This is a genomic window from Candidatus Lernaella stagnicola (assembly GCA_030765525.1).
GTDB classification, from domain to species: domain Bacteria; phylum Lernaellota; class Lernaellaia; order Lernaellales; family Lernaellaceae; genus Lernaella; species Lernaella stagnicola.
The window spans coordinates 124274-147261 of sequence record JAVCCK010000023.1; the positions used below are offsets into that span (position 1 = coordinate 124274).

Here is a 22988-nt window from a genome sequence, read left to right on the forward strand (position 1 = left end):
AAGCAAACCATGGATACAAGAATTCGTTGGATTCGTTTTGGGAGCGTCGCGGCGGCGTTCGCGCTCGCGTTCGTATGGCAGGTTTGGGCCGGAGTGGAGCCGTCGGGTTCCCAAACGGGCCGGGCAAGCGGGGCGAAGGTCGTGATCGTCGCGCCGGAAGCGGGCGCGGTGATCGATACCGAGGAAGTGACGGTTGCCTGGAATCTGCAAGGCATCAGCCCGGACGCCGCGCAAAGCGTCGCAGTGTTCCGCAACGGCAAGGTGCAAAAAACCTTCACCGGCTCGCAAATCGCTAAAGAGATGTCGTGCATCATCACGATGGGCCGCGGCGAGCAGGTCGTGGAGGTGGTCGTCACGCCGGCGGCGGGTCGGGAAATCCGGGAATCGGTGACACTGCAATCCGAAGCGTCGGGTTATCGGGCGTTGCTCGTGGAAAAAACGCGGGAATACGAAAAGACCCACACCCGCGTGACGAACGATTGCGCCACGATGGCCGAAATCCACGGCGATGAGTCGATCCCGGGGCCGGCTAAAAAGGCTGTGTTCGAGCAGTTTTTGAAGGATCGTCCCGACGATCGCGAATGCCGCCCGCAGGTGGAACAGTGGCTGCGCTACCTAAAAGATCGCGAGAACATGGTGCTCGTGCCGGGCGGCACGTACCGCATGGGCTGCACGCAGGGCGATCCTTTGTGCGAAGCGGACGAGAGCCCACCACACTACGTTACCGTTTCGTCCTTCCATATGGACGCGTACGAAGTGACCGTCGCGCAATTCGAGGCTTGTGTGCACGCCAAGGGCTGTAACGAAAACTTCGTGATCGTCACCGATCAACCGCAATGCAATTACGGGCGCGACGACCGCATGACCCACCCGATGAATTGCGTCAACTGGTACGCGGCGGAGCAATACTGCAAGTGGCGCGGCAAGCGACTGCCCACCGAGGCCGAGTGGGAACGCGCGGCGCGCGATGCGAACTCCGACAACATTTACGCCTGGGGCAACGCGCCGGCGACGTGCGACCGCGCCGTGATGAATGAGGACTGGGCCGGGTGTTTCCGCGACAAAACCTGGCCGGTGGGCAAAAAGCCGAAGGGAAAAACCTTGTCGGGTTTGTACGACATGGCCGGTAACGTCGCCGAGTGGTGCGGCGATTATTACCACTCGGGATTCTACCGTTCGAGCCCCGGTGAGGATCCGCAAGGTCCCGTCGCCGGATTGGGACGAGTCTTACGCGGCGGCGGTTGGACTGACCCGGCCGGGCGGTTACGGGCGTCGGATCGCCATTTTGGGTCGGATACGAATTCGGTGCTCACCGACCCCACCACCGGCTTCCGCTGCGCAGGCGATTAAACGAAAAAGCCCCGAAACGCTTTCGGCGCTTCGGGGCGTACTCGTAGTTGGCTGGTTTCTGTACTTACTGCCGCCGGCCGCGGGCGAATTCGTCGGACAGGTTTTTCACAACTCCTTTGATCATCTTGTATTTTTCGTTTTGGTCGGGGTTGACCGCACCACCGGTTGACTGGCCCTGGGTGGAGATTTCCGACATGGATTGCTCGATATCCTTCCTTCCGACCGGGATACGTCGGTTGCAGGTGCGGGAAGTCGGCGCCCCTCTATAACTCTGCTCCATGCAAAGGAACAGACCCTCGAAGGCGTACTCGCGTTTGACTTCCTCGGAGATCGTTTGCCGGAAAAACCATACGGCCTGATTGGTCTTCAGGTCGATGGCGGTTACGTCGACCGTGGCGGAAATAGCGCGATAGGGCACACCTGCCCCGCCGGGAATGCCGGCAAGCAAGGCTCGTTGTCGAGCCGGATCGAGCGGCAGCGGATCCTTGCGAACGCCTTTTTTGTTCGACTCGTAAAAACGGATGTTGGTCGAATAGCGAGAGTCGAGATTAACCCGCCCGACATCGAGGGAGTTGATCATCATCAACACTTCGACGCCTAGTTCTTTGGCACGCGAAATAACCGTGTCGCCGGAAATCTTCGCGCCACCCATGTTGCCGATAAGCGTCTGCCACGAAGTTACTTCGAAACCGTTACGGGCGAGCGCTCGCTCCAATTCGGCCAACCATACGCCGCAGGAGGTCGTAAGAATCTGCGCTTGTACCGAAGCCTTGCCGGTGGCGGCGCTGGCGGATTGGTCGAAACAGCTATCGGGCGGACGATACGCTATGGAGCGCGTTTCGGGGATAATTTCCTTATAACGTGCCGTGGCGGTGATTTCGGGGTCGGTGTTAGCACTACCCACGGCAATCGATTTTTTCGTGACATAGACATAAAATGAACTGGAATGCATCGACGGACCGCACGCCGCGACTACGGCTACGATCAACGCGATACCAAAGGCGACGAAAACCAATCGCCGGCCAATATTTCTCTTCAGACAATCCATACCAAACTCCTCCCCTGCATAATTACGGGTTCCGCAGCTTCGCAGCTGACTTAATGATAATTGGGATAAACTCGCTCGTGAGAGTACACAAAGCATTTCAGCAAAGTCAACCAATGGATTCGCTTGCCAGGTCCATCCATAGGTCGTTTGCGCATCAAGCCAAGTAGGTATAAGACGAAGATGTATTTTTTCTCGTGTTTTTCAAAGGAACATCCCTATGGCTAAGCATGCACCCATTTCCATGGTTCTGGTCGGCGCGGGCGCGCGGGGCGAACTCAATCTGGGTACTTTGGTCCGTCGCCACGGCGACGTGATGGCCATCACCGGCGTGGCCGAAGCGGACGATGACCGACGCGAGACCGTCATGCGTCGCTACAATATCGCGCCCGAAAAGGCCGTCGGCGATTGGCGCGACCTGGCGGGCGGGAAGCCGCTGGCCAACGCCGCGATCAACGCCCTGCCTTGCCGCATGCATTACGAATCGACGCTGGCACTGCTGCAGGCCGGGTACGACGTTTTCCTCGAAAAACCCATGGCGCTCACGCCCGCTCATGCCGTACACCTGACGACCGAGGCCGAGCGGCTCGGGCGCGTGCTGGTGGTGTCGCTACAAAGTCGGCACAACAAAATCTATAGCCAGATGCGGCGGCATTTTGACAACGGCGATGTCGGCCGATTGATGAGCATCGACTGCGCGGAAAACGTCGGCTATTGGCATTTCATCATGTCATACGTGCGCGGCATACATCACCGAGCGAGCGACTCACACTCTTTCGTGATGGCCAAGGGCGTGCACGACCTCGACCTGGTCGCATGGTTCGCCGGCGCACCGGCCAAAAAGGTTGCATCCTTCGGCAAGTTGTCGTACTTCAACGCCGACAACGCGCCGGAAGGCGCGCCGGAGAAATGCCTGGACGGCTGCCCGGTTTTCGACACTTGCTTGTTCAACGCATACAAGCAGTTCGTCGACCCGGGGCGTCCCGATTTCCCGTGGCGGTTACTGACCGGGATGTCCCCGCAAGCCGCATGGGACGTGATTCGCGAGCCTCGTTTTCGCACGCTGGCTTCAGTGATATCGCACGACGTGTCGCGCGAAAAAGTGACGCAGAACCTGCGCGATACGACCAACGGCGCGTGCGTGTTTCGGGCCGACAACGATGTGGTCGATCACCAAACCGTAAGCATCGAGTTCGCCAACGAAGTGACGGCTTCGTTCCAACTCAACGGCTTCAGCCTGATGTGGGAGCGATCGCTCAACCTGCACGGCACGGCCGGTGAACTGCGGTCGGCGGATTTCTCCGGCAAGCTGGAACTGCGCACCTACCAGCCGGGACGCCTGCGCCGCAAGAACATCCCGTATCACGGCATCATCCACGGCGGCGGCGACGAGATGATTCTGCTGGAGTTTGCTCGTGCTGTGCGCGAACAGAACGGCGAGGATATCCTCACCAGCGCGAAAAACTGCCTGGAAGCGCACATGATTTGTTTTGCCGCCGAAGAAGCGCGGCTGCGTGAGAAGGTCGTCGATATGGACGACTTTCGCCGCCGGGCCGAACGAGAGGCGGCCACGTTGCCCTAGGTTCCAGCGGCTTAGTCGAAACAGCCGTCGGCGGCACGGTGGGCGCTGACTTTTCCGCGCTCCGCTCAATTTTTCATGCACATGTAGGCTTTACTTCTATCATAATTATTAGAATCTGGCGCCCGACGGCCTCCCTTCGTTCGTTTTTTGCCCATAATTACAACACTTTGACGGATCCGGCCCGGCGTTGGCACGGGGTTTGCGACGCTTAGGGTTGGTCAGCGGGTCAACCGATTATCTGACGGGTACCTCAATAAAGTCCCCGCACCGGCGGGAGGAAAAAGCCAGGAGGTTATCATGGGCGACATCGCGGAATTCGGCCTTTGGCTGATGATTTTGATCTGTGTGGTTTTCGCGCTGATCTCGGGGCTCCCGCCGGCCTGATGATGGTGCCAAGTAACGGCGGCCGGGAAAACCTGAATCCCGGCGGCCGTTTTGTGTTTTTCCGGAATTTCATGGAAGTCGGACCAGGGTGATTGGAGGGTTGGCCCTGCCCCGGAGCGCGCCGCGCGTGAAAAGCTTTGATGTCGTGGGGACCGCAAAATTGTAAATGCTATGTTAATATTTTGATTCGAACTGATTTCCGTGCGCGTCTTTTCCCTCGCCACCGGGTGCGGTAACCTGACTTTGTCCACTGGGAGGGCGCTATGGTCGATGATTGTTTGCTTTGCCAATCCTGTGGTGCGCCCATGCTGGCCGGCGATCCGCTGTGTCACGCCTGCGGCGCAAAAGCCCCCGTCGAGCTCAAACGCGAGGAAAAACAGAAAGACTTCGCGGCGCGCTTGGCCGTACTGCCCGAAACGGTCGCCATGCATTTGCGCGATTTGGAGGCGCAGCGCCGCAACAATCCGCAGTCGGTGGCGTTGCGCGTGCAGCTAAGCGCCGCGTACCAGGAGATCGGCTTCCAAGACAAAGCGGCGGAAAACCTGGAAAAGGCCATCGAACTCGACCCCCACAATTCCTACTTGAAGCAGAAGCTCAAGATCTTGATCGGCGGCCCGACCGCCTCCGCCTCGGCGGCCGGTATCGAGTTGGAGATGTGGAAAACGCGGCGCTACACGCGCCTGGTCGGTTATGCGGCCCTGGCGCTGGCGCTGCTCGCTGCCGGGTGGGTGGCCTACCGCGTGTTGCGGCCCGCGATGTATCCGCTGGCGCAGTATGAGAAGGCCGACGCCGTGCTGCCGAAATTTTCGCCCGACAGCACCCGCGTGGCGTTTATCAAGACGCCGAAATTCACGTTGTTCGGTATGGTCGACATGATGGCGGGCAAATCGCCCGGCGACACGGCTTTGATGGTCAAGAACCTGGCCACGGGAGAAATCATCAAAGTGGCGACGTTCACCTACTCCTGGAACGTAAGCGATTTCCTCTGGGTCCCTGGGCGCGACGCGTTGGCCTTTGCGGACTACGACGAGAAAACGTCCACCTCCACGCTTTTCTTTGCCAACGCCGACGGCGGTGAACCGCAGCGCATTGCCCAGACGCGCGAATACGCTTTCGCCTCCGAGGGCGGCCGTTTGAAGCTCGCCTACGTCGAGCCGCCTGAATACCGCTTCAACCCGGCCACCTCGCGCCTCGAAGACATCGCCGGTGGGCTGTTCGTCAAAGACATGGGATCGGGCGCTCCGTCACTGATAACGCGACAAGCGGCGTCGAACCCGATTTTTTCGCCCAACGGCCGGTATTTGGCATTCCAAGCCAAGGACGTAAGCGACCGCGAAGATGCGGCGGCGGCGACCCGAGCTTCCTACACCGGCGACATTTTCATCTACGACATGGCGACCGGGACCACGAAATGCCTCACCACCGGCGGCGTCTACCGCAATCCGGTCTTTACGCCGAAGGGAGACCGCATCGCCTACCTCGCCCACAACGACGTCGACAGTTTCGACAACGCCTTGTTCGTGATGAACCTGGAAGGCGGCGATCAACGGCTCGTGCTCTCCAAGGGCGAGCAGTACGTCGGCTTCAATGAATTCGCGTTTCACCCGGACGGCGAGCGACTCGTGTTCGAGGGGGTGTTCATCAATCCGGACAAGCCGAAAAGCGAGGCCATTGCCACGCCGCTGGGGATGGTCGGGGGGGAAACGAACTATGTCACCGACCTGTTCGAGGTGCGGCTCGACGGTTCCGGCCTGCAACGTTTGCCGGCCCGAAAATTGGGCTATCGTCGCGGCCCCAATTTCAGCCCCGACGGCCGCCTGCTCGCCTTCGAGGTCGAGTTTCTGAAAATGCGCCGCGAGGCGTGGGTGATGCGCTACTGATCCTCCGGCGCGGTCGCGAGTGCCGCGTCGAATAGACCTGTCATCCGGCGTTTATCGGCCTTCGTTTCCACAACCGTTCAACCGCCTGCATTGCCGACCGGGGCGCGTGATTTGCTCAGCGATTAGGCGCACCCGCCGCTGTCGTCGTCATCATCGTCGTCATCGGTCGCATCGTCGTCCGCGGCGTCGTTGTTGTCGTCGTCGTCGACCGGCACGGTGTCGTTGTCATCGTTATCGTCGTCGTCGTCGACTTCCTGACAAGCCGGATCTTCTTCGTCGGTCAACTCGTCGCAGTTGTTATCGACGCCGTCGTCGCAGATCTCTTCCGCGTCCGGATGAATCGCCTCGTCCTCGTCGTTGCAGTCTCCCGCGCAGGGGGCGAAGCCGTCTTCATCGACGTCGAGTTCGTCCGCCGGGACGTTTTCGTCGCAGTTGTTGTCGAGGCCGTCGCACAATTCGGGAGCGCCGGTGTACACGTCCTCGTTAAAGGGCATGCAGTCGCCGTTGCAGTAGAACAGGCCGTCGCCGTCTTGGTCGAGTTCGTCTTGGGGCAGGTCGCCGTCGCAATTGTTGTCTTTGCCGTCGCAGATTTCCTGATGCCCGGGGTGCACGTCGGGATCTTGCGGATCGCAGTCGCCGGCGCATTCGAACACGCCGTCTTCGTCGTGGTCGATTTCGTCGTCGGGCACGGTGTCGTCGCAATTATCATCGATGCCGTTGCACACTTCGGTCGCGCCGGGATGGATGTTCTCGTCAAAATCGTTGCAGTCGTCGCCGCCGCAATCGGGCTTGTCGTACCCGTCGCCGTCCTGATCGCACAGGTCCATCAGGAAGTCATACGCCGCCACCAAATCGATGCGGCCCATGCCGTAGTCGTTGTCTTCGCCCGGATCGCCCATGTCGACCGCCGAGTAGTACAACGCCATTTTCAACTCGTCGACCGTGGCATCCGGATACGCCTGACGCAGTAGACACATCGCCCCGGTCACGTGCGGCGAAGCCATGGAGGTGCCGTCCATCGAGCTGTACTCGCCGCCGGGGATCGAAGAACGAACTTCCTCGCCGACCGCGACCACCTCGGGCTTGATCGTCGCCCTGTCGCAACGTGAGGGGCCGCGGCTGGAAAATCCTACGATGCGTTGCCCGTTTTGCCGCAGGGCGCCGACCGAGAACACGTTGAAATCGGTTTCGATGCGGTCGGCCGGCGAGCGCAGCGTACGGGCGAACGGGCCTTCGTTGCCGGCCGCAAACACCACCACAACACCCGCCGCTTCGGCCGTGTCGATCGCCGCCCAGAAGTCGTCTTTGCATCCGCCGAAGGGCATGTTGCTGATGCCCCAGGAATTGTTGATCGCCGCGGGGACGTCATCGGTCGTGCCGGGGTTGCCGTCCGGGTCGGCGAAGAATTCGAACGCCGCCACCGCTTCGGTGTAGATGCTCACGCCGGGCACGTCGACCACCGCCGCGGCGATCCACAACGCGCCGGGCGCCATGCCGATTTGGTTCTCGCCGTCGTCGCCGCCGGTGATGGTGCCCAGGGTGTGCGTTCCGTGGCGACCGCTGTCGTAGGGGAAGTCGGTTCCCTGCGCCGGGTCGTACCAGCATTCGGCCGGGTCGGCCACCAGACCCCGCCAACGCGTCGCGAAGGCCGGGTGCGAGCCGTCCGCGCCGGTGTCCATGTCGGCGGCGATGACGCCCGTACCGTCGATACCCAGCGCCCACAATTCGGGGGCGCGGGCGAACTCGATGCCGAACTCAACGCCTTTGGATCCGGTGGGGTCACCGGCCGACTCGCGTACGGGCCGAATCAATTCGATCGGATAGTCATAGTAAATCCGGCCGACCTCCGGGCGTTCGGCCAGCCAATCGAAAAAGGCGGGCGTTGCCTCCACGGCCAGCGCGTTGTCGATCCAGAACGCGCGCAGCTTCGCCACCTCGCCGGCCGCCTGCCGCGCCGCGACCGCTTCGAGCAAGGGTGCCTGCGTAGCGGCCGCTTTTTCCTGCAGCGCCGCAATCACCTCATAGTGCCGCCGCGCGAAGGTCGCCTGCTCCGTGGTGAGTTGCGCCGCGAGCGACCGCACGTCGACGCGGTCCCGCAACATCACATAGGCACGAACGGTCCCATTGTCGGGAGTCGCGGCCAATTCTTCTTCGAGCGTGGGATCGATCCACGCCGCGTGCGCCACGCCGGCGACTAAAAGCATCGCCAATGCGATCCAACTTACGATTTGTTTCATCACGATTCTCCCCACTGCAAGTGGTTCGTCGAGTATAACCAACTCCGGTCGGAGGCGTCGAACCCGACTACCGGCCCCACGCGGATGGTTCGGGGCCCATGACCAATTCGAGCGTCCCACCTCCGGCGATGGTTTCGTGGGCCAAACGCGGTTCGTTGAGCGGCTCGCCGTTTAGCCGCGCGGATTGAATGTAGATATTCTCCGGCGAATTGTTCTCGGCGGTGATGATGAACTCCCCGCCCGGCAAATGAAGTCTGATTTCGTCGAATACCGGGCTGCCGATCTGGTACTCCGGCGTGCAGGGGCTGAGCGGAAACAAGCCGATCGCCGCCCATACATACCAGGCCGCCAAGGTACCGCCGTCTTCGTTGCCCGCGATGCCGTCGGGACCCACGAAGTACTCGTGTTCCAGGACATGCCGCGACCACTTCTGGGTGAGGTCGGGTCGACCGGCGTCGTTGAACATGAAGGCGGCCTGCAAGTCGTGCTGGTTACCGTGCCAGTAATAGGGATTGGGTAAGGCGTCGACGGGATCACGCACGGATTCGGCGAAAAACTCGTCGAGTGTGGCGACCATAACGGCGGCGTCGCCGAATAGCGCAACGAGGCCGGGCACGTCGTGCGGGACAAACCACCGCCAGTGCCTCGCGCTGCCTTGGGTGTAGTCTTCGCCCCACGGATACCAGGCCAGGAGGACGCGTCGCCAGTTGCCCTCGGAGTCGCGACCGCGAAAGTACCCACTCGGCGCGTGCCAGAGAGTTTCGTAATTCGTGGCGCGCTGGGCGAAGGTTTCGGCATCTTCCTCGTGTCCCAGTGCCGCAGCCAAGCCCGCGATGCAGTGGTCGTCGTAGGCGTATTCCAAGGTGCGCGAGACCGAGTGGCCGGTGTTGTCGGTGGTGCAGTACCCGATGGTCAGGTAGTGCTCGAGATCGCTGCGGCCCGCATGGGGCGTGGGCTCGGTGGCGTGCAATACCATCGCGTCGTAGGCGAAATCAACGTCGAAATCGGTAATGCCCTTCAGGTACGCCTCGCCAATAACGCTGTCGCTGTGCGTGCCGATCATGCTGCCGGTATAACCCTTGCCTTGCGGCCAGCGCGGCAGGTAACCGCCCTGCTCGGCCATCTTCAGCAGAGAGACGACAAAATCACGCGACAGGCCGGGGTCCAACAACGTGATGAGCGGATGCAGCGTGCGGAAAGTATCCCACAGCGACATGTCGGTGTAGTACGTGAAGCCCTCGGCTTGATGAATGCCGTCGTCGAAGCCGATGTATGCGCCGCCCTGCTCGGTAAAGAGCGTCGGCATGATGAACGAGCGGTATAGGAAGGTATGAAACAGCCGTTGCTGTTTGATCGTGCCGCCGGTCACTTCGACCACGCCGAAAAGATCGCGCCAGGCGTCACGGTTATTGGCGACCAGCGCGGGGAAATCAAAGGCCGGGATTTCATCCTCCAAGTTGGCGCGCGCTTGATCGACGCTGATGTAGGAAAGGCCGATTTTGACCAGCAGAGGCTCGTCGCCGGTCAACGCGAAACCGAAATACGCGCCGATGTCGTCTCCGGCGGCCGATTCGCTTTGCGGCGTGCGTCCGGCAGGGTCGAACGCTCCGTAATCGGCGAAGGGTTCCGAAAAGCGCGCGACAAAGAACACACCCAGGCCGTCGTAGTCGTCGCTGAACTCGCCGGCCTGCCAAAACGAGCCGCTGATTTCCTGCTCGTCGACATCGATACTGAGCGCCGCGTCGCTGACATCGTGCGGGCGAATCGAGCCGCCAAGGTCGAGCACGAGGTAGGGAGTTTCCGCGCCCGCGTCGTAGGTGAAACGATAAAGCGTCGACCATCGGCCGGAGGTGAGTTCGACCGAGGTGTTGGTCGGGCCGACTTTCACCGCGTAGTACCCGACGCCCGCCGTTTCGGAGCCGGGAATCTTCAGCCCCAGGTACCCGTTGTCGCGCACGAGATCGTTATCCATACCCAGCACGGGCATGAGTCGCACGTTGCCGTAGTCGCTATCGCCCGTGCCGATCATCCGGTTCTGGCTGAAGCCGCGAATGTGGCTGTCTTCGAACCAATAGCCCGCGTAGTGATGGAACGCCGGCAAGTAGTACGCGGTGCCGATGGAGGTGTCGGGGCCGGGACGAACCATGCCGTTGGGCATTTGGGGGCCGGGGTGGAGTTGCGCCGCGCCGTACCCGACACCGCCGGTGCCGGTAAACATATCGACCAAGTCGATCGGTTCGGGAAGTGGCGGGGGCGCGGTGTCGTCGTCATCATCATCATCGTCGTCATCGAGCGCCGTGTCGTTGTCATCGTCGTCCGTCGCAGTTTCGTCGTCGTCGATCGGCGAAGCGGACGCATCGTCGTCATCATCGCTAACGCCGCATCCCAACGCGAGAAGCAACGCGAGGCCAACAAAAATGCTCCAGTAAAACTTCGTTTTGCTCATGAAAAACGCCCTCCTCGAACGGTGTGGCGACCGAACGGAATTTCGACCGAAAATACCATATTCGGCGTTTCCCGCCTAAAAAAAGCGTTTGCCGCGAGGCCCTAACGGGCCGGGTTCCGGTAAAAACGAAATGCGCGTGGTCCGTAATGGACCACTATCTTCTGCTTGCATGTCGTAAGCCCTCAAAATTCATGGTTTTTTTCAGATTCCGCCTCATGCCGGTACCCATCGGCGTCGATAACTTAATGTGGGCGTCGATCCCGAACTGATGTCGCTTCCTTTTTTTTCGCGGGCTGCTCGTGGTTTTCGGGACGGACGGGTGGAATATCCGCGCCAGCTTGTTCCAAAACGGCTCGTGGACCGGCCGGCACTTGTGCGACAACTTGCCGGCGACCGCCTCCTCGTGCGACTACACGGTGCCTGATGATTTGGCGGAGGGCGACGACTATCAGGTGCAGGTCTACTTCATGGGACACGGCGTCTATCAGGATTTCAGCGGCGCGTTTTCGGTGGCCGCACCGACCGAGCCTTTCGTGCAGATACTGACCCCGGCGGCGGAAGACGTGTGGGAGGTTGGGACCGAACAGGCCGTGACGTGGAACGCGCACAATTCCGAAAACTGGTCGATTCGCGCCAGCCTGTTCAAGAACGGCGCGTGGACCGGGCAGCACTTGTGCGACAACCTGCCCGCCGCGGCGCGGTCATGCTCCTTTGCCGTACCGCAGGACCTCACGCCGGACGACGATTACCAAGTGCAGGTCTATTACATGTACCACGGCGCGTACCAGGATCTGAGCAAGGCTTTCACCATCGCCGCGCCGGCCAGCCGCGTGTGGTAGGGCCGGGTTAGTCGACTTCGATTTCGATGAACTCGTTGCCGTGGTCGTCGGTTTTCGTCGGATAGCTCGGCAACGGTTTCGGATTCACTTGCGCCAAATAAAGCCGGCTGATTATTTCCTCATTGGGCAGATCGAGCACGCTTAGCGTGACCTGCAGTTCCTGCGGCCCCGGTTCCACAACTCGTACTTGAAACGTGAAGTGGGTCTTCGTGCCGGGCTTCAGGTTGGAAAGGACCTCGCTCCGCACCCCCTTCAACAGGGTGAGCCCCTTGGTCGTTTCCACCGTCAGCCCGGCCCGTTCGAACGCCGTGCGCGGTTCGATCGACAGTTCGAAAACCAACACCCGCCCGACCTTCGCCTGGATTTTCTCCGGCGATATGTCGCCGCCGAGCGGGTGTAGTTCTTTACCGGCCGCCACGCCGCATGCGAGGCACAACGCAAGCAGAATCGTGATCAGTGTTCGTTTCATTTACACGACGTCACAGCGGCGAAATCGTAACTTAATTCATGCAAGCCCTTCACGTTGCCCTGCACGCCCTTGGTGTTATCGCCCTTGTCGCCGTAGCCCAGGCAGAACCATCCGTCGAGGAAATCGACCAGGTCGCGCCCGGCCTTGCCGCGGTCTTTGAATTTGGCGTTCCCGGACTGCAGGTAACCGGTCATGATGTTCCAGACGTTCGTGCGCTTGCTGATCGTGTCTTTGGATTCATTCGTGGAATCGGCTAGATCCAACAACACGGCCGAGACGATAGCCTCGCTGAGGCCGCCGTCTAGTTTTCCGCCGGTGTTGCCTTTCGGCCGATTAGCAGGCGGCGTTTCGATGCTGTAGTAGACGCCCATGCCGTCTTTGTCCGTATCCATATAGGTGGTTACTTTGTTCGCCGATACGCCGACGTAGGTTGCCCAGCCTTCCGCAAAGGCCAACGACGGTTTGACGCGGTCCTGTGACGAGTGCCCGCCGCCCGGGCTGTCGTTTTTGCTGATCGACGCATGCACAATGTGGCCGTACTCGTGCCCGATGATGACGTCGTCATACTCGTCCGTGTCCGATTCCATGCCCAAAATGTAGACTTTGCCGTCTCTGGTGGCGAACGACGACGCCTGGCCTTTGGGCTTTTGGCCGCGTGTCCAGAAAAACTGAACCAGCGGCATTTTTCTGCCGCTCGCCGACCAGACAAACTGCCATCCACGCACACCGACCTCGAAAATATTTAGGGCGCCGCCTTCTTTTTCGCGCTTTACCTCGATGTTGAGATCGGTTTTGAAGGGGTCGTCGCGCTCGTCGATTGTTTCGGTCTTCCAGGTATAGAGCTTACTGTCGAGGTTCTTAACGCTTTGTTTCAGCCCGTCCTTGTCGGCCTCGGCGGCCAACCGCACGAAGTAGCCCGGCTCGTCCTCGTTGATGAAGGTCAGTTCGTACTCGCCCTCGGAGTTGGTGTGGCCTTCGGCCAGCACTTCGTCGTCGTCTTCGCGCACAACCTGCACTTTGGCGAAGCGCACCGGCACCATCTGCCCGGTAGCCGACAGGCCCGTCTTCTTGATCGCGAAGTCTTCATACTTCATCGTGCCCGACACGCTGTTGCCGCAGTAGGACTCGACCAACCAAATGTCGCTGCTGCCCGTCCCGCCCAAGCCGAACGGCTCGACCAAGGGGGAATCGTCGCCGCAGTAGGTGATGGTTACCGTGCCGCTCGCGCCGCCGACCTCGCAGTCGGCGTACATCTCCGCGCTGACAATGAACTCGCCGGACGGCGAAGCGCCTTCAGGCCAGTACACGTTTTCGTTGTTGATGCCGTCGATGTTGCAGCCGGGGTTGGAATCCAGGTCAAGCTGCCCGCCCGTGGCCGAGGTTTTGTGACCGTAATAGATCTCCTCGCCGCTGGGCTCCATCACGTGCAGGTCCACGTCGGTTGGGGTATCCCAACTGAGGCTGACTTTCACTTCGCCTTCGGCAACTTCCACACCGTCGAGCAGCAGGTCGTACAGGGCGCTTACCGCGCCGATTCCGTCGAGCAATTCGACGATAATGTTCACGGCGTTGGCCTTGGCGGTCAACTGATCGAAAATGTCGGAATCGAAACTCAACTCGAACTCCACCGTGCCGCCCGAGGCGTTCACCGGTGTGAGGTAGTATCCTTGGAAGCCGCTGACGCCGATCAGCACATGGGTGACGTCTTCCGCGCCGGTGAATGATACTTCGTAGGTGGAACTGGAGCCGTTAATGTAGGTCGCCGGCCCGGTTACGGCGGTAATGACCGGCGCCTCGGCGGTGCCGCTGGACGCGGGCAGGTCTTCGAAGTTGAACACGCCGCCGGTAACCTCGATGGGCGGAATGTCCGGGTCGCTCGCTTGCACCTCGAAGAAACCTTCGAGAATTTCGGTGCCGCCGTCGCTCAACGTCGCGGTAGCTGACAAGTGACACGAGCCGCTCGCGGCGGAGATGCCGGAGACTTCCAAGGGCGAAGCGCCGCTCGCTCCGACCACGGAACCGCAGCCCGCGCCATCGACGATAAGCGTGATGCTCGTGGCGTTATCCACTTCAATAACGACATCCACCGCCGAACTCGACAGTGGGCGCTCGGGGTCCACGAACATCGGCGGCGGGTCGGCCACGCCGTCGTTTTTCAGATCTTCGTCGTTGGAGAGAATGTCGTCTTCGTTGAAAGCGTCATCGTCGCCACTATCGTCCTCTTCAGCCGCATCGCAGTAGCACGATAAAAAGCCGCCAAACATGATGACCACGATCATAAGCAAATAGACTGAAAACCGGATATTTTTCATTGCAAACTCCTCTTTTGATTCGGCGGGACGCGAACGTCCCTCCCGGGATCGGGCGCGCCGGGCCATTATGGCCAAAGTACCTCGTCGATGAGGCGCGCGCCGCCTCTAAATATCGGGTAATTCTACTTGGAGCCGGATACGGCTGCAATCTGGTTAACGATTACGGTTGTTGAGCGACGGTCGCATCTTTATTCCATGGTTTCCGTTACTGGAAGCGCCTCGTGTTACTCGTCGCTTTCATCGCTTTGCGAAGAGCGACCGCGCGCGGCGTTGACGGCGTCACGGGCCTCTTTTTCGATGCGCTTGAGCAACCGCTTGGCCCATACGAACTGTGTGGCGAGCAGCCCGAGGCCGACGGCGATGACCACCGTGCCGGGCCCCGGCAGGAAGAGTAACGCGGCGCCGACCAGAAGCAGGGTCACGCCGGCGATGGCAACGAATATCTTGCGAATGCGGCGGCCGGTCGCTTTGAGCCACTGCAACATTTCCTCTTGGCTTTCCAGCGGCGGAATTTGGCGCTTGGGTCGCGCCGCCGCGACGGAAACGAGGATGCCGGCGAATATAATGGTGGCAATCACGATCAGCGAAACCGTGGTGGGAATCGGGTAGTGGTGGGTGAGGATCATCTTGGTGCCGACGAACGCCAACAGGAACACGAGGCTGTATCTTAGGTAGCGGAAGCGTTCCAAGAGCGCGGCCAGGGCAAAATACAAAGACCGCAAGCCCAGGATGGCGAACACGTTGGACGTGAACACCAAAAAGGGGTCGCGCGTCACGGCGATGACCGCCGGAATGGAATCGACGGCGAACAGCAGGTCGGCGCTTTCGACCGCAACCAGTGCGATGCACAACGGCGTGCCCCACCACCTGCCTTCACGCTTGACGAAGAAATGGGGGCCTTCGATTTCGCGAGTGATCGGCAGCAGTTTTTTCGCCGCCCGTACCAGCAGATTGCGCTCGGGGTCTACCTTCTCATGGTGCGTCACGAGCATTTTGAGGGCGGTATAAATCAGGAAGCCGCCGAACACGTAAATCATCCACGCGAAGTGCTCAAGGGCCGCGATACCGGCGAAAATCATCACGGCCCGCATGACGATAGCGCCCAGCACGCCCCAGAAAAGCAGGCGGTGCTGATAGGCGTTGGGCACACCGAAGAAGGTGAAGATCATCGCGATCACGAAGATGTTGTCGAGGCTGAGGGTTTTCTCGATGAGGTAACCGGTCAGGTATTGCAGCGCCGCTTGGTGCCCCGAGAGTTGCTTGCCGATGGTCTCGCCGACACCCCACCAATGATGCTCGTAAAGCAGAAAAATAAAACCGTTGAAGACGAACGACAGTGCAATCCAGAAAGCAGTCCAGCCCAAGGCCTCGCGCATGGATACGGTGTGCGGCCGACGGTTGAAAACGCCGAGGTCCAGCGCCAACAATCCGCCGATGAGGATGAGAAACGATATCCACAGCCAAATGACCAAACGTGCCTACCTTTCCCGATTATGACGACGGCCGGGAAAGCGAAAACTCCTTCTCCGGCCGCGGAAACAACGCCGTCGCTTCGCTTCGGGTTGTCGAAATCATATGTCACCTTTTCCGAAAATCAATCCTTACCGGCAAATCTCGGAAACGGGGGAGTCGAACGGCGCGCCCGTCTTTTGTTACCTCAGCGGCCCGTGGCCTCGGAAATCAAACTTCGCAACGCCACCCGGGTTAAGTCGTCGCCACCAAGCAGAAACTGCAACTCACGCAACACTTCCTCCGCCGGACCGAGCGGATAGCAATCACTCTCCGGCAGTTCCACGAGGGGGAAATCGTCGTCGTTGATCGGACAGATATCGCGGTACTCCACCCATTCGCCGTCCTGCTCCACCAGCCAGCGCAGCGGTAGCCCCTGCGTGCGGCACACGTAGGGTCGCGCGCTGTAGACCCGGCAGCGGTCTTCCCCGTCAAGAAACGCACAGCGCCCCACCGGCCCCGGGACGCCGCCCTTGAGCACGTCCGGGAACTCGCGGCGGATACGCAGCGCCTCCACGGCGAAAACCGTGAGATCGTCCTGACAACACGACGCGCAGCCCGGCCCGCACTTCAGGGAGCGCGGCAATCGTTCGACAATGCCCGCCGCGGTGCGGTCAACCTGGGCGTGAAGTTCACGCAGCTTTTGTAGTAGCTCTGCTTCGGTGATGCGGCTCACGCCTCGACTCCTTGGGTCTTATCGCCCTCGTCGGCGACGCGACCCTACCACAACTGCACCGGGTATCAATCGGAAAGCGGCCTGCGGTTATTGCAGATCGTCGTCTTCCGGCGGGCCCATGGGGATGACTTCGAGTTCCTCGGCCAGTTCGGCTTCCTCGGGGTCCAGCATACGCACCGGCTCCGGTTCCTCCGGCGCCATGGGCGCGCCCACCGGCTGATCGAGTTGGGGCACACCGATGCGGGAAAGCAGTCGCCGGACGCCGTCGTAATTCAGTTCCAGAGTGTCCGGGCGCTCGATGTCGTAGCGGTAGTCTTCGATGTATAGGCAACTGGGCAAGGTTTCCTGCTCCCAGGCGAACATGCCGTTCCGCTCCGATTCGACCAGCCAGGTCGGTTTCATGTAGCCGGACCGACTGACCCACTCGGCCGTCCAGCGTAGAAGCTGTTGCAGCGCAGGATTGTCCATGCGGTGCAAACGCTTGACGACGCCGATGCCTCCCGGGAACGTGTCCATAATCGCGATGCCGGTCGGCTGGACATCGTGGCCGAGCATAGCAAGCTGAAAATCTACCCTGGTTTTTTCTTCATTGGTTTGCGGCTCGACGTAGGGCACAACGTCGACGGTTTCATCCGGCACGCGGAAAAGCACCGGCAACACGCAGCGAAACGCGTGGACGAGCCCCCGCAAGGTGGCGGCATCGATGTCGAAGCCGTTCTTCTCGGACGGGAATTTCATGATGAAGGCGTTGGTCTTGAATTCGGACCGAAGTCGGTGCTGCTGCCTCTTCCACGAGAACGGATATAGCGGCTGGGTCGGATTCGTGCGGCGCCAGTAACGCGTGCCCACGATCTCTTCAAGGTATTTCACGTTCATCATCGTATGCCGGATATGCAGCGCCATGATGGAATGCTCGGTCCATTTGGCCTCCGACAGCCCGATCGGTATGCACCCGTAGGCCGAACTGATGCGCGTCGTGCGCAGCGGTCCGTTGGGAATGTTGCTGTCGTTTTGCTGCACGAACTCCACGGTCGGCAAGCCTTGGTCCACAACGTCGATCGGCTCGCCGAGCGAAATGACTTCCTTCTTCTTGTCGTATTCCGGCACTTGGTAGACCTGCCCATTCGGACCGGTGAAGACACGATTGGGGTAATAAATCATGAACAATCGCGCGCTGTCGACGATGTCGATCACTTCGTTGTTGCCGGCGGTGATTTGGACGGCTTCGCTGGCATCCAACAGACTGCGCAAAGATTTCGGGTCGAGGATCGGCGCGATGTCGGTCACCTTAAGGCGCTGCACCGATTCCACGATCACTCCGGCGCGCCCCGGAACCTTTTTGACGCGCACCGTCCATTCCGTTTGGATCCAGTGATCGTTTTTCATGTCTTCCACGGTGCCGCGGAACAACTCGTATGTGCACAAGCCGACGAACATTTCGGCCAGCTCTTTTTCCGTCAGTTGGCCCTGTCTCAAGGCCTGCAACAAATGGATCTTGAGGATGGTCGGGTTCTCGGTGTCCAACACGGGAATGAGCATTTCCTTCTGGAAATCCGGGATGCCGCGCCCTTTGACCGCAGTGTCCATACGGGCTGAATCAAGCAAATAGTGAACGAAGGGGTTGGCATCGATGGGCACCAACACATTCAAGTGATCGATCGCGGGAACCGGCATGTGCCGCCCGCCGGGAGAACACAGGAAGGAAAGGTCGTTGAGGTTGCGCAGCGTTGCCGGTACGAAGCTGACGTGCGCCTGCTCGCGAAGTTGACGCGACGTTTCGATGTCGGGACGCGGCTGGTCGGACAAGAGTTCGGCAACTGCCGTACGATGCTCTTCGCGGATCGGACCTTCCAGCAGACGACGATGCACGATGGCCGCGTGCCCCCAAACCTGGAAAGTCTGCTTCACTTCGTCGGGTCCGGCGAGGGGGCCGTCGTTGAAGGGGCTGTTTTTTTCGACCGAGACTTCGTAGTTCGTATCCAGCGGCCGGGCTCGTACGACGGCGGTGGCGAGCGTCGTGGGTAGACAACTGGCGAGATGGAGCCGCCGGCCAATGTCTTCCAGTTTGGCAAAAAGATGCCGGTAATCCACGACATTCAACACGGCGAATCGTTGCCGCACCTGCGCCGTATTCACCCAGGGGATTGGCTTGGATTCCAGCCGGAACAGTTCGCCGACGTAGGGCGGGAACGACGAATCACCGCCCGAGTCCGCTGACGTGGTGACGATGAACTGCGGCTCGACGCGATGCGATTTCAGCATGCGTTGAAAGCGCTGCAGGATGTAAGCGAGGTGTCCCGATTCGACGCCGCCGTAGGTTTCGACGTCTTCAAAAATGATCAGCTTCAGCCGCGGGAAAAACGTCTCGGCGTAATCCTCGGGCAGCTTGTGCACAAAATCCCGATAGAAACCGACGACGTCGGTGACGTGGATCATTCCCAGGTCGTCCTGAAAATCGGCGTAGTTGCCGCTCGATTCCTCGTCGACCCACGATACGACGCGCACTTTGTGCCGCGTAATGGATGTGGCCGCGGCTTTGCGCAAGCGGGTCACGGTTTCGCGAGCGCGGGCCAAATCGGGATAGACAATCAGCGTGTGGCCGCCGGTTCGCGCCTTGTCGACCAGCGCGATGAAAAGCGCCGCGGTTGTCTTGCCGCAGCCGTGCTTACCCATCCACAAAGAAAGCTTGCCGCGCTTTTGCGTCTTGGCCGCCGAAATGGCCCGGTCCTGATCCTTCCACAATTTGGTGCGGTTGTGATCGTTGGAAAAAACCAACAAGGATCGGAAAATCTCGTGGTCCTCGGCTTGCGGCGTGGTTTGCTCGGCGTAGCCGGAGTTCCGCGCCATGCCTTCCAACTCCTTGCCAAGCATGTCGCAAAGCAGGCCTTGGTCCCGAAGGCGATAGACAACCTGCGCCGCATTGATTTGTCCCCACCCAGGCGCTTGTTCGGTCACTACAACGGGGTCCTCGCGGGGGTCGCGCCGCGGGCGCGGAACGAAATACAGCAAGATCAACATCGTGAGTATCGGCACGATCCCGAATTGCACTGCGCCGGGCACGGCGAGGTAAGGATTGGGGTGCGTGGGTGTGAAATTGATCCACGCCATGCCGACTTCGTGGGGTGACTGGAAGAGGTTGCCCGCCCACACAAGCCAGCAGATCCCCAAGCCGATCGGGTACCACCAATTCCACGGATCGACGTCTTTGCCGCCGCTCTGCCAGCCGCGCAAGTCCGCGACTTCTCGCTTGGCGTAGGAGCGACGCCGTGAACCCAGGCCCGCACAGGCCGCAGATACCACAAACCACACGACGCCGATCAACAGCCACGCCAACGTGGCGCTTTTGACGGCTTGTTGCTGGTTGGTCGGTACATCGAGAAGACGGTAGAGGTCGGTCAGCGGGAAGTAGGGTCGAATCAGCAGGGGCGAGGGATTGGCGGGCGTGGGTTGCACGTTCCAATCCGAAAAGAACACGACGCCATAGCTGAAGATCAACACCGCAACATAAATGCCGGTGTATATCGCCAACGCGGTCACGATTTTGGACATGCCGTGGTCTGGAGATTTCGACAGCCACTGGCTGATCCACAAAATGACCGCCGTGACGCCGCCGCCCACCAGCGTCAAGGCCAAGCCGCACAAAAAGCTGTGATCGACAACGAAATCAAGCATGGCCCGGCTCCTGGTCGTCGAGGCCCGCGCCGTGCAAAACTCGTTGTAGATGCGCGAGCGGCGCGCCTTCGTCCGTCTCTTCGATTCCGATCAACTCGAAATCTTCCAGGGCGTCTTTGTACCGGGCGTTGCTCCACCCCAGCGTTCGTCTCAAGTACGGTTCGAGCTTTTTGCCGAAGAAAAGAAATCTCGAGGTTAGGTGCCTTTCAAAGAAGATGTTCTTCTCCGCCGCCCGCATCGCTACGACCTTATCCTTGAATTGCTCGATCAACTCATCCTCACGCTCCGGCGCGGGCTGGAGCGGATTTTGGCTGCCGATAAGATTTTCGTGAATGACCGCAAACAGGTGTTCCAACTGCAGGAATGGCCACGGGTCGCCGTGCGAGGCTTTGAAAATGTCGCGCTGATGCCCGGGCTGCTCGGCGGCCACGTTGCGGATCCATTTGCGCAGCGGAAAATCGTGGGAGTGCATCACCAACCTGGCGACGGTATCCACCTTTTCGCCGAATCGCTGGTGAACCATGGTGTGAAAATCCTGCACCGTAGCGAAAGACGTATCCCAATTCGTCGACCAGTCCCACGGGCGCAATCGCTCTTCCGCGGTCTCCGGCAAGCGTTTGCCCGGAATGCGCGCGCCCAACGAGGTGGCGATCTTTTCCGAATGGAATCGCACGATGTCCTCGATCATGGTGAGTTCGCGGTTGACCCGCTCCAATTCCGTGGCGAGCATCACTTTGAGTTTTTCCATGTATCCTGTGAGTTGCTCTTTCTTCTTCTGGTGCGCCAGCGGAACCAGGTTGTCTTCCAGGAAATGACGCGCCGCCGAGGCAACGCTGCCCTGTTCGCCGTGGATAAATTTCATCGCCCTTTCCCACGTCCGCTTTCGCAGCCAACCGCGGAAAGCCGAACCGATGAAATAGAAAAAGACGAAACTAAAAGCCAGGCAAATCGGCGGCGAGGATATTTTCTCCACGAATACATACAAACCCGCGTATGCGTTGCTGGACAATAACGGCCACGGCGAGGGCCCTTGAGGAATCGGCATTTGTTTGAAGCCCATTTGCCACACGATCGCCACTAATGCGGCGAGAATACCCGCCCAGAGCGGAACCCACTTACCGGCGAATTTCGCCGCCGGCGTGGCCTGGAGCTTTTCCCGCCCGCGCTGAAAACGCTCTTTGACGCGCGAAAACCGACTTTCGGCGTTTTGGTAGAAACTCGTATCGTCAAGCGGCGAACTTGGCCCAGGCTCGACATGACGGTGAGTTTGCAGATGCTCGGCGCGGGCGCGAATGCCGGCGCGAATGTCCGGCAACGGAAACGGCAATCGCCCCTCGCCCGGCGGCGCCAACACCTGTGTAAGCCACGTTTTCCAGTCACCGCGCGCTTTGGACAGCACGCCTTGGCTGCGCTCGATTTCGGCCAGGAGAGTGGGGATCTCCACGGCAACCAAATCTTTAAGCTGTTCGACCAAAGGATTTAGAATATTGTTCGTTGTCCAGTTGGGTTCGATTTCCACGTTGGCGCTATCGAGCGGGATCGTCCGCTCCAATTGGGCCAAGGCGCTCTCCACCATGCGCAAGCCGGATTGCGACCATTTTTCCACGGCTTGATCTAGAGGCGCGAACACCTTGCTTTCGATGAGGTTCTCACCCTCGGTGAGCGGCGGCGGTGGCATGCCTTCTCCGGGCCGGTCCACGAGCAGCGTCTTGATGCGCAAAAAGGTGTTGTCGCAGGCACGCCGTTCCATCGCCTTGATGGAAAAACGATACCGCCGCGCGCGAATGAACCACACGAGATTCGGGTTCTCTCGATTGGATTCCGCGTCCTCATCCTCGTCCGCGTCCACGTCCGCGCCGTTTCCGGGCAGCCGCTTGTATTGGTGAACCGCGAAATGGTCGCATCCTTTAAGTGGTTCGTGGACGACCTTGTTCAGGCCGAGGCGCAACGCCGATTCCACGAACACGACGAGCGACCCGACGTAGTCCTCGCTACCGGGCTCACTGGCGTCGCTGCTGGGGAAAATCCAGACGCCGGAACAGATTGCCTGCTGACCCGCGGCGCATGTTTCTTGGTTCAGATCGCCCAGCAGTTGCAGGATCGGCCAATTGACGTCGACCAATCCCGAGGGCCAGCACGCCAAGAAAAATATCCGCATAGGAAAGCAAAGTTCGTAGCGCAGATTGTGTATCGTTTTGAGAATCGGCTCGCACGTTCTTTCCAGTCCGGCCTCTACCGGCGAACCAATCAACAATACGTCCAAGGCGCGACGGCGATTTTGAGGAATGGAAAGCATATCCTTGATGGTGCGGCCCAGCATGTGGTCGTCCAGCCGCTTATGCCAATTCGGCTCGAGGTACCCTTTGCCGTGCGTAATGTGGATCAAGCCCTCCAAGGCCTGCGTCTTCCACGGAATCATGGGTAGTTCGGCCGCGGAAGAATCGTCTTCCTCGGTAATGCACACCAAGCCGATGTCCTGCGAAATATCGGAGGACCAGTGCTTGCGTTCTTTGGCCATGTGCTTTACGGCGCTGGCACCGTCGTTGCCCACACCGATAACGAGAATTCTCACAAAAGAAAGCCTTTA

13 protein-coding genes are annotated in these 22988 nt (G+C 60.0%); 4 read left to right on the plus strand and 9 right to left on the minus strand.

Annotation, left to right across the window (positions count from 1 at the left end; translation table 11 throughout):
* Positions 1 to 9 precede the first annotated feature (9 nt).
* The gene (locus P9L99_11045; GenBank protein ID MDP8223887.1) at positions 10 to 1350 is read left to right on the plus strand and encodes an SUMF1/EgtB/PvdO family nonheme iron enzyme; all 1341 of its coding nucleotides are present in this window, start codon (positions 10 to 12) and stop codon (positions 1348 to 1350) included.
* Positions 1351 to 1414: 64 nt separating this feature from the next.
* Here the strand turns inward: P9L99_11045 and P9L99_11050 are convergent, their stop codons facing one another.
* Positions 1415 to 2512, minus strand: a complete 1098-nt coding sequence (locus P9L99_11050) for a hypothetical protein (GenBank protein ID MDP8223888.1) — start codon at positions 2510 to 2512, stop codon at positions 1415 to 1417.
* Between the two features lie 103 nt (positions 2513 to 2615).
* On the opposite strand from P9L99_11050, the gene P9L99_11055 reads away from it, so the two are divergent.
* Together P9L99_11055 and P9L99_11060 are read left to right on the plus strand one after the other, a co-directional pair.
* Positions 2616 to 3977 (plus strand): Gfo/Idh/MocA family oxidoreductase, encoded by a 1362-nt coding sequence (locus tag P9L99_11055; GenBank protein MDP8223889.1) that lies wholly within the window; start codon positions 2616 to 2618, stop codon positions 3975 to 3977.
* A gap of 647 nt (positions 3978 to 4624) precedes the next feature.
* The gene (locus tag P9L99_11060) at positions 4625 to 6241 is read left to right on the plus strand and encodes a hypothetical protein (GenBank protein ID MDP8223890.1); all 1617 of its coding nucleotides are present in this window, start codon (positions 4625 to 4627) and stop codon (positions 6239 to 6241) included.
* Positions 6242 to 6363: 122 nt separating this feature from the next.
* Here P9L99_11060 and P9L99_11065 read toward each other — a convergent pair whose 3' ends face one another.
* Together P9L99_11065 and P9L99_11070 are read right to left on the minus strand one after the other, a co-directional pair.
* Positions 6364 to 8478, minus strand: a complete 2115-nt coding sequence (locus P9L99_11065; GenBank protein ID MDP8223891.1) for a S8 family serine peptidase — start codon at positions 8476 to 8478, stop codon at positions 6364 to 6366.
* A 67-nt stretch (positions 8479 to 8545) separates the two neighbouring features.
* Positions 8546 to 10924, minus strand: coding sequence for a GH92 family glycosyl hydrolase (locus P9L99_11070; GenBank protein MDP8223892.1), 2379 nt, complete (start codon positions 10922 to 10924; stop codon positions 8546 to 8548).
* Positions 10925 to 11223: 299 nt separating this feature from the next.
* Between P9L99_11070 and P9L99_11075 the strand changes: the two genes are divergently transcribed.
* Positions 11224 to 11763 (plus strand): Ser-Thr-rich GPI-anchored membrane family protein, encoded by a 540-nt coding sequence (locus tag P9L99_11075; GenBank protein MDP8223893.1) that lies wholly within the window; start codon positions 11224 to 11226, stop codon positions 11761 to 11763.
* 7 nt (positions 11764 to 11770) lie between these two features.
* Here P9L99_11075 and P9L99_11080 read toward each other — a convergent pair whose 3' ends face one another.
* The 6 genes from P9L99_11080 to P9L99_11105 form a co-directional block, all read right to left on the minus strand.
* Complete coding sequence (locus tag P9L99_11080; GenBank protein MDP8223894.1) at positions 11771 to 12232, minus strand: hypothetical protein; 462 nt, start codon at positions 12230 to 12232, stop codon at positions 11771 to 11773.
* On the minus strand, positions 12229 to 14544 hold the full coding sequence (locus tag P9L99_11085) for a hypothetical protein (GenBank protein MDP8223895.1): 2316 nt from the start codon (positions 14542 to 14544) through the stop codon (positions 12229 to 12231). Before P9L99_11085 ends, P9L99_11080 begins: the two co-directional genes overlap by 4 nt.
* 224 nt (positions 14545 to 14768) lie before the next feature.
* Positions 14769 to 16016 carry a TerC/Alx family metal homeostasis membrane protein gene (locus tag P9L99_11090; GenBank protein ID MDP8223896.1) on the minus strand — a complete coding sequence of 416 codons (1248 nt, stop codon included), beginning with the start codon at positions 16014 to 16016 and terminating at the stop codon, positions 14769 to 14771.
* A 185-nt stretch (positions 16017 to 16201) separates the two neighbouring features.
* Entirely contained in the window at positions 16202 to 16729 is a 528-nt protein-coding gene (locus P9L99_11095) for a YkgJ family cysteine cluster protein (protein ID MDP8223897.1), read from the minus strand.
* A gap of 87 nt (positions 16730 to 16816) precedes the next feature.
* Positions 16817 to 20401, minus strand: a complete 3585-nt coding sequence (locus P9L99_11100) for a hypothetical protein (protein ID MDP8223898.1) — start codon at positions 20399 to 20401, stop codon at positions 16817 to 16819.
* Positions 20394 to 22973: a hypothetical protein gene (locus P9L99_11105; protein MDP8223899.1), complete on the minus strand. Its 2580-nt coding sequence runs from the start codon at positions 22971 to 22973 to the stop codon at positions 20394 to 20396. The genes P9L99_11100 and P9L99_11105 overlap by 8 nt, the downstream gene beginning before the upstream one ends.
* Between the last annotated feature and the right edge of the window lie 15 nt (positions 22974 to 22988).